General features: G+C 41.5%; 14 protein-coding genes. 9 read left to right on the top strand and 5 right to left on the bottom strand.

The window, feature by feature from the left end; genetic code table 11:
• Window positions 1-2: 2 nt before the first annotated feature.
• Entirely contained in the window at window positions 3-314 is a 312-nt protein-coding gene (locus FGG15_RS08650; protein WP_138835224.1) for a cupin domain-containing protein, read from the bottom strand.
• A 96-nt stretch (window positions 315-410) separates the two neighbouring features.
• Between FGG15_RS08650 and FGG15_RS08645 the strand changes: the two genes are divergently transcribed.
• Together FGG15_RS08645 and FGG15_RS08640 are read left to right on the top strand one after the other, a co-directional pair.
• Window positions 411-1,766 (top strand): UDP-N-acetylmuramate--L-alanine ligase, encoded by a 1,356-nt coding sequence (locus tag FGG15_RS08645; RefSeq protein WP_138835222.1) that lies wholly within the window; start codon window positions 411-413, stop codon window positions 1,764-1,766.
• Between the two features lie 59 nt (window positions 1,767-1,825).
• A complete protein-coding gene (locus FGG15_RS08640) occupies window positions 1,826-2,011 on the top strand; it encodes a hypothetical protein (protein WP_138835220.1) in 186 nt (61 codons plus the stop codon).
• Between the two features lie 10 nt (window positions 2,012-2,021).
• On the opposite strand, the gene FGG15_RS08635 is transcribed toward FGG15_RS08640, so the two are convergent.
• Window positions 2,022-2,471: a DUF1569 domain-containing protein gene (locus tag FGG15_RS08635; RefSeq protein WP_138835219.1), complete on the bottom strand. Its 450-nt coding sequence runs from the start codon at window positions 2,469-2,471 to the stop codon at window positions 2,022-2,024.
• A gap of 48 nt (window positions 2,472-2,519) precedes the next feature.
• Between FGG15_RS08635 and radC the strand changes: the two genes are divergently transcribed.
• From radC to FGG15_RS20185, 6 genes are read left to right on the top strand one after another with little or no spacing between them, the layout of a single operon-like run.
• Window positions 2,520-3,218 carry a RadC family protein gene (radC, locus tag FGG15_RS08630; protein ID WP_138835217.1) on the top strand — a complete coding sequence of 233 codons (699 nt, stop codon included), beginning with the start codon at window positions 2,520-2,522 and terminating at the stop codon, window positions 3,216-3,218.
• A gap of 13 nt (window positions 3,219-3,231) precedes the next feature.
• Window positions 3,232-4,527 carry a polysaccharide deacetylase family protein gene (locus FGG15_RS08625; RefSeq protein WP_138835215.1) on the top strand — a complete coding sequence of 432 codons (1,296 nt, stop codon included), beginning with the start codon at window positions 3,232-3,234 and terminating at the stop codon, window positions 4,525-4,527.
• Window positions 4,520-5,209: a YjjG family noncanonical pyrimidine nucleotidase gene (locus tag FGG15_RS08620; protein WP_138835213.1), complete on the top strand. Its 690-nt coding sequence runs from the start codon at window positions 4,520-4,522 to the stop codon at window positions 5,207-5,209. Before FGG15_RS08625 ends, FGG15_RS08620 begins: the two co-directional genes overlap by 8 nt.
• Window positions 5,210-5,267: 58 nt before the next feature.
• On the top strand, window positions 5,268-5,819 hold the full coding sequence (locus tag FGG15_RS08615; protein WP_138835211.1) for a hypothetical protein: 552 nt from the start codon (window positions 5,268-5,270) through the stop codon (window positions 5,817-5,819).
• Window positions 5,816-7,261 (top strand): DUF5723 family protein, encoded by a 1,446-nt coding sequence (locus tag FGG15_RS08610; RefSeq protein ID WP_138835209.1) that lies wholly within the window; start codon window positions 5,816-5,818, stop codon window positions 7,259-7,261. Before FGG15_RS08615 ends, FGG15_RS08610 begins: the two co-directional genes overlap by 4 nt.
• A gap of 13 nt (window positions 7,262-7,274) precedes the next feature.
• A complete protein-coding gene (locus tag FGG15_RS20185; protein ID WP_138835208.1) occupies window positions 7,275-8,123 on the top strand; it encodes a hypothetical protein in 849 nt (282 codons plus the stop codon).
• On the opposite strand, the gene FGG15_RS08600 is transcribed toward FGG15_RS20185, so the two are convergent.
• Complete coding sequence (locus FGG15_RS08600; RefSeq protein WP_138835206.1) at window positions 8,120-9,397, bottom strand: replication-associated recombination protein A; 1,278 nt, start codon at window positions 9,395-9,397, stop codon at window positions 8,120-8,122. The genes FGG15_RS20185 and FGG15_RS08600 overlap by 4 nt on opposite strands.
• Before the next feature lie 132 nt (window positions 9,398-9,529).
• Between FGG15_RS08600 and FGG15_RS08595 the strand changes: the two genes are divergently transcribed.
• A complete protein-coding gene (locus tag FGG15_RS08595) occupies window positions 9,530-10,258 on the top strand; it encodes a rhomboid family intramembrane serine protease (RefSeq protein ID WP_138835204.1) in 729 nt (242 codons plus the stop codon).
• Here the strand turns inward: FGG15_RS08595 and rlmB are convergent.
• Both rlmB and FGG15_RS08585 read right to left on the bottom strand, forming a co-directional pair.
• Entirely contained in the window at window positions 10,255-10,992 is a 738-nt protein-coding gene (rlmB, locus tag FGG15_RS08590; RefSeq protein ID WP_138835202.1) for a 23S rRNA (guanosine(2251)-2'-O)-methyltransferase RlmB, read from the bottom strand. The two genes, FGG15_RS08595 and rlmB, sit on opposite strands and share 4 nt — an antisense overlap.
• A gap of 29 nt (window positions 10,993-11,021) precedes the next feature.
• Window positions 11,022-14,363, bottom strand: a complete 3,342-nt coding sequence (locus FGG15_RS08585) for a VCBS repeat-containing protein (RefSeq protein ID WP_138835200.1) — start codon at window positions 14,361-14,363, stop codon at window positions 11,022-11,024.
• Between the last annotated feature and the right edge of the window lie 35 nt (window positions 14,364-14,398).

Below are 14,398 nucleotides of genomic sequence, written 5' to 3'. Positions count from 1 at the left end.
AACTATCTATATTCTTCCCGAACCGGGCTAAAAACGTCCATTAATCTGCAGGGAGTAAGGGCTTTGCCACCATGAGGGGTATTGGAGGGGATAACAACAACGTCACCTGGCAAATAGGTTTGGGTTTTACCATCCAGGCTAAACTCAAATTCGCCTTCCAGAACATGCATGATCTGTTCGTGAATATGATGGTGTTCTGGCACAACCGCATCTTTTTCCACCTCCCAGAAGGCCCAGGTCAAGGTTTCGCCATGCACCATTTTTCCGTGGTAACCAGGCATAATTTCTTTTGTGCTAATATCAGCTAGGTTCATTATGTTCAATTTTCCAACAAGATAGAAATTAATAAGATGAATTGTTTGTTTGCAATGGCAGGGTCAATGTCTATTTTTGGTGGATAAAACACAGCAATGAAAATTCATTTTATAGCTATTGGCGGTAGTGCCATGCACAATCTAGCTTTGGCTTTGGCCCACAAAGGCTATAGTATTACAGGTAGCGATGATGTAATTTTTGAACCTTCCAAGGGCAGATTGGAAGCTCAGGGATTATTGCCTGCGGTATTTGGGTGGTTTCCGGAAAAATTGAATAATGATTTGGATGCTGTGGTACTGGGAATGCACGCCAAAGCTGACAACCCAGAGCTACTCAAGGCACAGGAATTGGGATTGAAAATATATTCTTACCCCGAGTTTTTATATGAACAATCAAAGCATAAAACCAGGGTGGTCATAGGGGGCAGTCACGGAAAGACCACCATTACCTCCATGATCCTCCATGTGCTAAATTACAACGACATTGATGTAGATTATATGGTGGGTGCCCAACTGGAGGGTTTTGAACGGATGGTGCACTTGACCGAGGACAACGATTTTATCGTTTTGGAAGGTGACGAATACCTTTCCTCTCCAATAGATAGACGGCCTAAATTTCATCTTTACCAACCCAATATAGCCCTCTTGAGTGGTATTGCCTGGGATCACATCAATGTTTTTCCAACGTATGCCAATTACGTGGAGCAGTTCCAGATTTTTGTTGACTGCATTGTACGAGGTGGTAGCATTACCTACAATGAAGAAGATTTAGAGGTTGCCAAAGTGGTGGAATCGTCCGAGAATGCCATTCGAAAGTTTCCGTACAATACTCCTGACCACAAAGTAGTTGATGGAGTTACGTTTTTGGAAACCCCTGAAGGTGATATGCCCGTTGAGATTTTTGGGAAGCACAACTTGAATAATTTGGCCGGAGCCAAATGGATTTGTCAACAAATGGGGGTGGATGAGGCTGAATTTTATGAAGCTATAGCTTCGTTTAAAGGGGCTTCAAAGCGCATGGAGAAAATTGCGGAAGGACAAGATAAAATTGCCTATAAAGATTTTGCGCACTCTCCCAGTAAAGTAAAGGCGACAACCAACGCGGTAAAGGAGCAATACCCAAACCGTAGATTGGTTGCCTGTTTGGAACTCCATACCTATAGTAGCCTAAATGCGGAGTTTCTTCAAGAATATAAGGGAGCTCTGGATGCTGCGGATGTGGCCATGGTTTTTTATTCCCCTAAGGCCGTTAAGATCAAACAACTGGATGAGGTGACTTCCAATCAAATTGCCGATGCTTTTCAGAGGGATGATGTCCAGGTTTTTACAGATCCAAATTCTTTTCAAGACCAACTTTTTGCCACGGATTTTGATAACACCGCTTTGCTACTCATGAGTTCTGGGAACTACGGTGGGCTCAATTTTGAAAAGGTCAAAGAATATTTCAGTTAGTAGATAGGGTAATTTTGTCAGTTTAGGCGGCAATGGAATAGTTGTTGTCTTCCAAGGCTATGGAATCGTCCAAAACTAAGCTATCCAAAAGAATACTGAAACGGGCACGACGCATAGCCTATATTTTTCTCTCTGCCTATATGCTTGGGCTTTCCAATGTAGTTTTGGAAGAAGAAAGGTTGATCAATGATTCTCGGGCAAAAGTTGAGCAGCAAGAAATCCAAGAGGAGGACGATGACTTATAAAAAATCCGATCTAAACGCCAAATTGTCTCAGATGGTGGTCTAAATGTTTGTACTGCATTTGCCCCCATTGTTCTCGTGTGAAATGTCCAAAAGCAGGATGTGGATCCCATTGCTTTTTATCTTTTTCCTTGTGAAACTCCTTTATAAATTCGATTAAGGCTTTTTTTTCATTTCCAAAGGTCTTGTCCTCCAAAACTTTGAAACCCTTTGCGGTGGGAAGATTGGGTTTCCAAAGCTTATCATCGTACATGCCTTTTTTAAAACTTCGAAATAGAAATTTCATTAAGAAATTTGGCTTTTTCATCCTATATTTACCTAGCGCCAAACGCAACGGAAATTGGCGGTGGTATAACATCTGCCCAACTTCCATCTTACCCCATAGGCCTTTGGAAGACTCGTTAAGTAGATCTATCCGGTCCATAACCTCATCAGCAGTACGGGAATCAAATAGTGATTTCATTACTCAAGCTTTAAATAAATTTACGAACTATTACCCTACCTTTAGGCTATGCATGAAAAAACAGCTTCTTTTTCCATAAAACATTGGGCAGAAGATGACAAACCCAGGGAAAAATTGGTGAACAAAGGGCGCACGGTGCTATCAGATGCAGAACTCATTGCCATTTTAATTGGTTCTGGAAGTAGAAAGGAAAGTGCAGTTGGACTATCCCAAAGAATTTTGGCAACGGTGAACCATAATTTAAATGAACTGGGTAAACTTTCCGTCAACCAGTTGAAGCAGTTTGAGGGCATTGGAGATGCAAAAGCAGTGACCATTGCTGCAGCTTTGGAAGTGGGAAGGAGAAGGCGTGGGGAAGAAAGGTGTAGTACCACCAAAATAGAAAGTAGTCAGGATGCTTTTGAAATTTTGCATCCGGTCATGGGAGAATTGGAGCATGAAGAATTTTGGATACTTTACCTGAACAATTCAAATAAAGTAATCCATAAGGCTTTACTTAGCAAAGGAGGAATAACTGGAACTTTAGTGGATGTAAGATTGGTGCTGAAACAGGCTTTGGAACTAGGTGCCGTAGCCATCATTTTGGCCCATAACCACCCTTCGGGTGGCCTAAAACCAAGTGCAGCGGATAAACATATAACCCAAAAATTAAAATTGGCATCAGAAGCCTTGGATATCAAAATTTTGGATCATTTAATATTAACCCAGTACGGATATCTCAGCTTTGCGGATAAAGGTATGCTCTAATTGAACGGTTTAAATGCTATTGATATTTACCCATAAAATAACCAACCGGCTAACGTATACAGCAAAGCAACTATTTGAGAAGATTTTGGGGATTGAGGTCATTTTCACAACCAAAGTGGAGGACTTTATAAAGCATACCGGGCCTAAACTTACCTATTCCAAACAACCCCTGCAAAATGAGTTTTTTATCCGAAGCAATGATCTTTTGTTTGAACAAGGGATAAACGATTTGGAGATAAAGGTGAATGACTGGAATGGAATTCCCTGTTTTTTTGCCACCGATGAGAAAAGTGCAATTCCCTATGATATATTTTCGGCCAGCTTTTTCCTTCTGAGTCGATATGAGGAATATTTACCGCATGTGAAGGACGGTGTCGGAAGATTTCCGGCCAAGGAAAGTATTGCTTTTCAACATAAATTTTTGGAGCTGCCCGTTGTAGACCTATGGGCCTATCAACTACTGGAATTGCTTGAAGCACGTTTTCCTGATATGTCTTACGGAGGTAAAACCTATTCTTGTACACCCATTGTCAATGTTACCACATCCCATAGTTATGCCCACAGGGGATTGGCCAGAAGCTTTGGTGGCTTGTTAATGGATTTGGGATCCTTTAGAATTCGCAAAATGTTTCGGCGGTTTTCTGTGCTTTTGGGATTTAGGAAAGATCCTTTTGACAATTTCTATGCTTTGGTGGACATTCACAAAAAGTTCCCGACAAAAAGTATGTTCTTCTTTCAGTTTGCCAAATATTCCACCCACGACAAGAACATTTCCCCAAATAACAACAAGTTCCGCTACCTAATTAAATCCATAGCGGATTATAGCATTGTTTCCCTGAGCACCTCTTTTTTATCTTCTACCAATACAGCGGTTCTCAAAGAGGAAAAACAACAGTTATCCAACCTAATCAACAGGCCCATCAATTATTCCCGTTTAAGGTACAATAGGGTGAATGTACCATTGACCTATAGAACTTTGATAGAGACCGAGTTTACAGATGATTTCTCCATGGGATACACCCACGAGATTGGATTTAGGGCTGGAACGTGCACGCCTTTTTACTTCTATGATATCAATATGGAGGTAAGACAACCGCTCAAAGTGCATCCCTTCGCGATGCACGACTATGCGCTTCAGCAATACAAAAGCAAAGAAGAAGTTTATTCGAAAATGGATGGGATTTACAACGTGGTCAGTAAGGTAAATGGAGGATTGATCATGGTTTTTTCCAACGAATTGCTTGGGGGCAATCACAAAATAAACTGGATGGAGCTCTACCAATCCTTGCTAAGGCGGTATTATGTTTAAAAACCATATTACAGACATTTTTTTTGATTTGGATCATACCTTATGGGATTTTGAAAGGAATTCTGCCCTCACTTTTGAGAAAATCCTAGATCAAAATGAAATTCATGTTAACCTGGATTCTTTTTTAAAGGTCTATGTCCCAATCAATTTGGATTATTGGAAATTATATAGGGAAGATAGAATTACCAAAGCCGAGCTACGATATCAGCGATTGAAAAAGACATTTGACGCCATAGGAGCCCAAATTTCCGATGGGCATATCGATTTACTTGCCCAAGAATATATCCAACATTTGTCCACTTTTACCCATCTGTTCCCAGATACTGTGGAGGTGCTGGAATATCTGTCACCAAAATACAATCTGCATATTATAACCAATGGTTTTCAGGAGATTCAAGAAAAAAAGCTAAAGGGAGCTAACATTGATCGTTATTTTGAGCACGTGATCAATTCGGAGGATGCCGGAGTAAAAAAGCCGCATCCGCAAATATTCCACTTGGCCTTGGATCGGGCTAAGGTTTCCGCGGAAAATTCCTTGATGGTGGGCGATAGTTTGGAAGCTGATATTCAAGGGGCAATTGCAGTTGGTTTCCAAACCCTTCATTTTAATGCTCATAACGAGGCAAACCACAAGATTTGCCCAATGATTAACAATCTGAGTGAAATAAAAGGGATTTTATAGAGTTATAGTAGGGTACAGCATGGCCCCGTTGTTCTATAAGAAAATTGCTTTTTATCCCATGAAAAGATTGCTTTTTCGCTGCCTAATGGCGACCATGGTCGTGTTGTTCACCTACTCCTGTGCTGAAGAGCAGGATTTCAATCAAGTTGATGACCTTAACGTAACACCGACCGTTGCCTCCAGCTTATTTTATTTGGAGTCTACAGAGGAGTTTATCAACTTGGCAACCGCTACTCCAATTTTCTATTCCCATACATTCAATTTTGATCCATTTAGCGAACAATTTGTCGCCGATAATCTGTTGGAAGGGGCACTTCTTTATGAAATCGAAAACACCACTAGCAAACCCTTGACTTTTTCCATAGAATATTTGGATGAGGGCGGGAACGTTTTGGATGTTGAGGTTTTTGATGTGGAACCTGAACCTGCGCCCTTATTAACCTTAAGGGTGGCCTATGGCCCTGGAGGAAAGAACTTGGACATTTTAAGAAATACTTCCAGTTTAAGGGTGACCGCACAAAATTTGGGCGATAATTCAAGTACCTCAGCTGCATCAGAACCCAAAGTAATTCTTAGGTCTGCCGCCGAATTTAGATTCGAGTTACTATGAGATTTGGGGCATCGTTCGTTTTTTCCATGTGTTTTGGGATAGGTATATTGGGTGCCCAAAACAAACAAATACTTTACGATTTCTATGAAATTCCCCAGTCGTTGATGATCAATCCAGGGGTGAAGACCACGGAAAAATGGCATGCTGGCATCCCGGCCCTTTCGGGTTTCTATCTACAAGCGGGTTCCAGCGGGGTTACGGTCAATGATCTTTTTGCCAATGACGGAATTGATTTTACCACCAAGATACGGGAGCGTGTTATTGATGGGATGCGCAAAAGGGACGACTTTAGCTTCAACAACAAAATAGAAGTCTTTAATGGTGGGTTTCGCAATCCAAATCGCCCAGATGATTACTATTCCTTTGGAATGTACGAAGAATTGGATGTGATTGTGTATTGGCCGCGAGACTTGGCCATCCTTGCCTTTGAGGGCAATGGCGGAGATAACATCGGGAGAAGTTTTGATCTTGGGGATTTGAGCCTTAGGGGGGAAATGGTGAGTGTGTTCCATTTTGGAATAAACAGAAAATTGAACAATACACTTACGGTAGGGGCAAGGGCCAAAATCTATTCCGGCATTTTCCAATTTCAATCTATCGGGAATAGGGGAACTTTCACAACTACCCTGGGCCAGGATAACATTTATAGAACCTCCTTGGATGTTGATATGCAACTTCAAACGGCAGGAGTGGATGAAATCACCGATGTTTTGGAAGAAGATTCTTCATCAATCACAAATCTTTTAAGGAGAAGAATATTATTTGGAGGTAATCTAGGATTGGGGTTGGATGCTGGATTTACCTATAAACTTACGCCCCAAACCACAATTACTGGAAGTATTTTGGATATGGGTTTTATTTATAATTCCAAAGACATTCTAAACTATAAAGTAAGTGGAAGTGCTACCAATGAGGGGCTGACCGTGTTTTTACCTGAGGATATTAATGACCTTGACAATGACCTTTGGCAAGATTTGGTGGATGAGATTGAAGAGGCCATTCCGTATGAGGAAAATGAGTCGGGTTACATTTCTTTTAGGCCGGTAAAATTATATGGATCTATCCGGTATGATTACGGTCAGGCCGAATCTACTTATAATAGGGATTGCGGTTGTGCTGTAACCGGCGAAGAAGGAAAAAACAATGATATGTATCGAAATAGTGTGGGAGGCCAACTTTTCATGATGAAAAGACCCCGGGGAATACAAGCCGCACTAACGGGTTTTTATCAAAAAAGACTAGGCCGTACCTTGGCGCTGAAAACTACATATACCGTGGATAAATACTCATTGAGCAATATTGGATTGGGGTTGAATCTTCAGGCCGGCCCTGTAAATTTCTATATTATGGGCGACAATCTTTTGGCCTACAGAAATGTGGCGGATAGCCATTATGCTTCTTTACAGTTCGGATTTAATATTATATCTTGGAACGATAATTGATTATCTGTTCTATATGAAATCTCGACTATTACTTTTATTGGCATTTGCCGTTGGCATGGGGAGTGCGTTAAATGCCCAATTGGACAACTATAAATACATTATAGTACCTAAACAATTTAGTGCCTTTAACAAAGAAAATAGGCACCAGACCAGTACGACCGTCAAATACCTATTTTCCCAAAAAGGTTTTGCCGCTGTATATGATGACAGCTTACCCGAAGAGCTGGCCAACAACCGTTGTCTGGGGCTCCTAGTGGAATTGGAGGATTCATCAAACATGTTCAGCACTAAAACCTCACTTGTTCTCAAAGATTGCCAAGGGGATGAGGTATATAGGACAATAGAAGGGAGAAGTAAGATTAAAGAGTATCGTTCAGCGTATAGGGAAGCCTTGGGTAAAGCTTTTGCTCCTATCCAAGCCATGATGTACAGTTATACTCCTAAGGAAGCACCGAAAGAAGAGAAAAAAGAGGCCCCTATTACGGTCAGTTTTAAAAACGATATTAAAACGGTTGAAGAGAAACCTACCAAACCATCACCTAGGGTAGTGGAGCAGGTGGCCACCCAAGAGGAACAGAGTTTTAAAAGCATGGAACCTGTTGCTTCCAATATGAAAAAGGTAGAAAAAGCCGAGGCTCCTGCAAAAAATCTTTTGTACGCCCAACCCACGGAAAATGGATATCAATTGGTGGATAGTACGCCCAAGGTGGTGCTTAAACTGATCAAAACCTCAGTGGACAATATTTACTTGGTAGATGATGACACCAGAAGTGGTATGGTTTTCAAAAAAGGAGATAAGTGGTTGCTTGAATATTCAGATAGCAGCGGAAAGAAGCAGGAAGAACTCAATATTAAGTTCTAGAAGTCGTATTTGTCTTTCCAGCGTTTTTTAAGAAAATCCTTGATGGCTTTTTCCCTGGGATTATCCCCCGGCTTATAAAAGCTAGTTCCTTCTATTTCCTCTGGTAGAAATTCAAAGTCCACAAAATTGTTTTCATGGTCATGGGCATAGTCATATCCCTTCCCGTAACCTAAATCTTTCATTAGCTTGGTTGGTGCATTTCTTATGGCCAAGGGGACGGAAAGGTTCCCGGTTTCCCTAACTTTTTGCTGAGCCTGTTTTATGGCCGTGTAACTGGCATTGCTTTTAGGGGAGCTTGCCAAGTAAGTAGTACATTGACTTAGAATTATCCGGGCTTCGGGATATCCGATTATGTTAACCGCCTGAAACGTGGAATTGGCAAGAACCAGGGCGGTTGGATTGGCATTTCCTATATCCTCGGAAGCCAAGATTACCAATCTACGGGCAATGAATTTTACATCCTCTCCTCCTTCGATCATTCGGGCCAGCCAATATAGGGCCGCATTGGGGTCACTTCCACGGATGGACTTTATAAATGCCGATATAATATCATAATGCTGCTCTCCTGTTTTGTCATAAAGCACGGTATTCTTCTGCACTTTGTTCATTACGGCCTCATTGGTAACCGTAATTTCATCCCCACCTTCAGCATTGATAATTAATTCAAAAATGTTCAACAACTTTCTCCCATCTCCACCCGAAAGTCGCAACAACGCCTCCGTTTCCTTAAGATTTATTTTCTTGGATTTAAGCACTGAATCTGTGTCCATCGCCCTATGGAGAAGGGCTTCCAGGTCGCTTTTATCAAACGGATTGAGCACATATACCTGGCAACGGGACAACAGTGCGGGAATTACCTCGAAACTGGGGTTTTCAGTGGTGGCGCCAATCAAGGTTACCCAACCTTTTTCCACAGCCCCCAATAGGGAATCTTGTTGGGATTTACTGAATCTATGAATCTCATCAATAAATAGAATGGGATTTTTGGCTGTAAAAAGCCCGCCACTTTGTTTTGCCTTATCAATCACTTCCCGTACGTCCTTAACCCCGCTGCTTATCGCACTTAAGGTGTAAAAAGGGCGTTCACTTTCATTGGCAATGATATTGGCCAGAGTAGTCTTTCCAGTTCCTGGAGGCCCCCAAAAAATTAAAGAGGGGATAATACCGTTTTTAATTTGATGGGTAAGGGAACCTTCCGCACCCACCAAATGGTTTTGGCTTATATAATCTTCTAAGGTTTTTGGGCGTATGCGCTCTGCAAGCGGTTCATTCATACCGATAAAAATAAGATAAATTACAGGATGAAGTTGATGTGCATTTCTTCTAATTTTGAGGAATGGGTAGCGCAAAACCTGACAATTTGTGCCTTTGCAACACTATGGAGGGATAATTGAAGTTATAAACATATGTCCGAAAGCAAACATTTTCAATTTTCCAATGCGGTCCTCTTGGTACCTCTGGTGGCCATTCTTTCCATTTGGACAGTTTACTGGATGGAAGTGAGGTTTGGGTTCAATTTCAACGAATTTGGGATTTATCCTAGAAAGCTTTCCGGTTTAAGGGGTATTGTATTTGGTCCATTTGTTCATGGATCCGTGGAACACTTATACAACAATACCATTCCACTAGCGGTTTTAACCTCATTTTTGGTTTATTTCTACAGAAACGCAGCCTTCAAAACTTTACTTTTAGGGGTTTTGATTTCAGGAGCTTTAACATGGCTGATTGGTCGCCCATCATACCATATTGGGGCCAGCGGGGTCATTTATGTTTTGGCCAGTTTTATATTTTTTAAAGGGGTCTTTGCCAAACATTTTAGACTGATTGCCCTTTCCTTGGTGGTGGTATTCATCTACGGGAGTATGATTTGGTATATCTTCCCGGTAAAGGATGGGATTTCTTGGGAAGGACACCTTTCAGGATTTGTGACGGGCCTTCTTCTGGCCTTGACTACCAGGGTCCGGGTTCCTACCGTTAAAAAATATGATTGGGAGCGGGAAGATTACAACGAGGAGAATGACCCCTTCTTAAGGCAGTTTGATAAAGATGGGAATTTTATAGAGACCCAACCTGAGCCTGAGAAGGATGAACCCATCAAGGTAACCTATCATTATAAAAAAAAGGAAGAGAATTAGGAGACGGTACTACGTTGTCTAACCACTTCATATAAGAATACGCCACAAGCCACCGATACATTTAATGAACCAATTTGCCCAAGCAACGGTAGTTTTACTTTATTGTCCAGAGCTTTCATTACAGAGTTTGATATGCCTTTGTCCTCTGCTCCCATTACGATGGCGCAGGGGGATTTAAAATCGGCTGAATATATCTGGTTCTCGGTTTTTTCAGTCGCACCGATTACAGCTATACCTGAAGCCTGAAGGTAGTAAATGGCATCTTTTAGATGGTCCACTTTGGCAATGGGAACGTTAAATACTGCTCCGGCTGATGTTTTAACCGTATCATCGGTAATGGGTGCTGCGCCGTTCTTGGGTACAATGATGCCATGAACCCCACAGCATTCAGCGGTTCTAATGATTGCACCGAAGTTCCGAACATCTGAAATTTGATCCAATAACAGGAAAAAGGGAACGTTTTCCTTTTCCATTACCCGTTCAACCAAGGATTCAAAATTCTGAAACTCCACCGGCGATATCTGGGCTACCGCACCCTGGTGGTTGTTCTTGGTCAATCGGTTTAATTTTTCGATAGGAACATAGGAACTACTGATACCGTTTTTCCGAATGACTGTTTCCAGCTCCCTAAAAAGTTCACCTCCCAATCCCTTTTGTAGATAAATCTTATTGATGGGCTGTTCAGCCTCAATGGCTTCCATTATGGCCCGTATGCCGTAAATCTGGTTGTTCATTCCTTAAGTTGTATTTAGGTCGGGACAGCTTATGAGCTGAATTTGTGTACCGTTACAGAACCATTGTTTACGGTACTGATCAGGTATTTGACATTGTTCTCTGCCTCAATGACCTCAATGTCCTTGACATTTCCTTGCAAAAATAAGCCCGATTGCTGCTGCGGCAAGCTGATATAACCATTTTTCCCATTGGAAAGTAAAATATGTCCCGAAATGGCATCCAATCTTGGGGTTTCCACCTCGGTCTCGTATATGTTCCCGGCCGTTACAACGTCTTCAAATCCATCTTGATTGAGGTCTATGAAAATACAATCCAAAAGTGGGAACATCTGACTTTCAATGGGAAGTTCTTGCTTTTCAAAATTCCCATCTCCTTTGTTGATCAATATGGATGAGGTGAAATTGGTCACGCTTCTTTCATAGGAGGTGTTCAATTTTTCACCATAGATATCTACCAAGCTGGCATTTGCAAACTCATTATAGGTTTCAAATTTATCCTTGATAAAAGGCATTTGCTGTGAAGAACATTCACGACCTCGAACAGGTACATAGGTGCCATTGTATTTCTTGCTCAGTACAATGTCATTGGTTCCATTTTCATCAAAATCTGCTGCGAATATTTTGAAGGGTTTTTCGGGAGAGGCTTTGAATTTGATATTGAGTCCAGCGTTTCCGATAACATAATCCTTTAAACCATCGTTGTTCACATCGGTTTCGTTCACAGAAAAATACCAGCCCTGTTCTGCCAAAACAGGCTTGTCTTTGGATATGTTTTTGAATACGCCTTGCTGGTTCATAAAAACCCCTACGCTGGTCCATTCCCCAACTGCAATGAAATCTTCCCACCCATCGTTGTTGATATCCGTGGTTTCAAGGTCATTGATAATTCCAAAATCCAACAGTTCCGGTGCTATCTTTTCTGTTGCATCCACCAGTTCCCCATTTTGGTTTTCCAAAAGTACTGATGACTGGTGATTGGGATAAGCACCGGGAACAACTCGGTTACCAATGATAATATCACTATCCCCATCCTTATCAAAATCGATAAAGGTTACAGCCTTTCCATTTTTTGGGAATTTGCCCAAAACATCACTGTCCAGTCTGGAAAATTGCCCATTACCGTCGTTGATGTAGATTCTATCTGTATGGTAGGAGGAATGTTCTGCGAACTCATTGCCGCCGCTAACCACATAGAGGTCCAAGTCCTGATCTCCATCAAAGTCAAAAAACATCGATTCCATATCCTCAAAAGAAGCATCATTGGCTAGGGCAGGGCAGGGCAATTTTTTGAATCCCGCATGGGTTTGCACGTACAGTTGCCCAGATTGTCCTGAAGCTCCGCCAATATGAAGATCTAACTTTCCGTCATTGTTGATATCGCCCTTGGTAATAAAAGGACCTAAATTGGACTGTTTATAAGGGAGTAGGATCTCTTTTTCAAAATCGTCAAAGGGATTTTCCTTGTGTGTGAAGTCCAAGCCTATGTTTCTGGCATTTAGCTCTTGAAATAGGTTGTTTTTCCGTTTGGTTTGATGCGGTAAGGAGGCATCTTCTTCCTTAAAAACTAGGGTAGAGTTTGCTGGAACATTGATTTTTTGCTCCATTTTCCCGGATTTCCAATAGACGGATACCGTATCAATGGTTTGTTGGGGGCCAATACCAAAGAGTGCATTGGGCTCTTGGGCGGACCGATAGCCTCGCACCCTTTTTATTTCAATCATCTGGGAGTTTTCCTTGGTACTGATAACGACCTTGGCAAATTCCTCAGAGCTATTTCCTTCTGTAATGACCTTAAGATAATTTCCTTTTCCCTCCTCAACGGATAGATTTTTATAGACAAAGGCGGCATCGTCCATGTTGTTGACCACCAAGTCCAAATCTCCATCATTGTCCAAATCCCCACTGGCTGCACCATTGCTAAACGAAAAGTCATCCAAACCCCATTCTTGGGAAACGTTGTCGAATTTTAAGGTAGACGTGCTTTTGTACATAATGTTGGGCAGCCTTTCGGAAGGCATAGACTCGTAGAGTTGCTGTTTTACCTGGAGAGGTACGTTGTTACCATACCTTTGTCTTGCTTCAAAAACCTTTCTTTGAAGGTCATTGTCCAGGGCATAGCGTCGGTATCCATTGGTAATATGGATTTCCTTTTGTCCATCCAAATCAAAATCGTTCATGAGGACAGACCAGCTCCAATCGGTATTTGCCACACCGGAAAGTTGGGAAATATTGTTGAATTTTAGGTTGCCAATATTTTTTTGAAGGGAGTTGTACATATATTGGTGCTGAAAATCCCTTTTGTTCACTAAATAATCAAACCTACTGGTACTCATGGAGGCCATTAGGGTTTTGGAGCGAACATGATCGTTGGCGGCCATGTCCAACACAAAAATATCTTGGAGATTGTCATTGTCAATGTCCGCAATGTCCATACCCATACCATAGAAGGAAATTTGGTTGGTTGTTTCCTTGATACGGTCCGAAAATGTTCCATTTTTATTGTTGAGGTAGAGTACATCTGGAAGGTAATAATCGCTTGCTAAATAGATGTCCAACCAGCCATCTTCATCAATATCCGAAATGGCAAGTCCGAGCCCGAAAATCGGTTTTTCCAGACCAGCTGCCCGGGTTACATCCACAAACTTACCTCCATCGTTTCGATACAGATGGGATGAATTATAGTAGATGCTTTCAGGATTTGATTTAATGTAACGTTCCAGGCTTATAGGGTCAAAACCGTAAAGCTCATTTTCATTCATGACCATGCAATCCAGGTCGCCATCCTTATCATAATCGAAGAATGCTGATTGTGTACTTATGCCTTCATCAGCAAGTCCAAAAGCCGCTGCACTTTCAACAAAGGTTCCATCCTTTTGGTTGATAAACAACAGATTTTTACGTTCCTGACGATTTTTTGGACCCCCTTGGGAAAAGTAAATATCCATCCAACCGTCAGCATTAATATCCGCAAAGGTTACCCCATTGGACCAATGTTTTCCAGTATTGATACCGGATGATTCGGTTATATCCTTAAATCTAAGTTCCCCTTGATTCAAATAGATTCGGTTTGGAACTTGATTTCCACAGAAAACCACATCCAAAAGGCCGTCATTGTTCAAATCTTCCATGCCTACCCCAGCACCATTGTAGAAGTAATCATAGTCAAAAAGATTTTCCATGGTACCTACATCATGGGTAATGGTGTTGCTGAAGCTTATTCCGCTATGCGTGCTTTCCAGTTTTTGGAAAAGCTTCTCTTCTGCAATCTTTGGGATTGGATCTGTGGAATTAGCACTGTCCTTTTTGTCCGTACCACAACCCATCATAAAAAGGAACAGGGATACGTATATATATGTATGAATCTTGGGCATGGGCAAATTCAATTAGTAGCGGAATATACTATATT

It is taken from the genome of Flagellimonas algicola (assembly GCF_005937185.1).
In the GTDB taxonomy this organism is placed as follows: domain Bacteria; phylum Bacteroidota; class Bacteroidia; order Flavobacteriales; family Flavobacteriaceae; genus Flagellimonas; species Flagellimonas algicola.
This window is presented reverse-complemented; position numbering and strand designations above follow the sequence as displayed.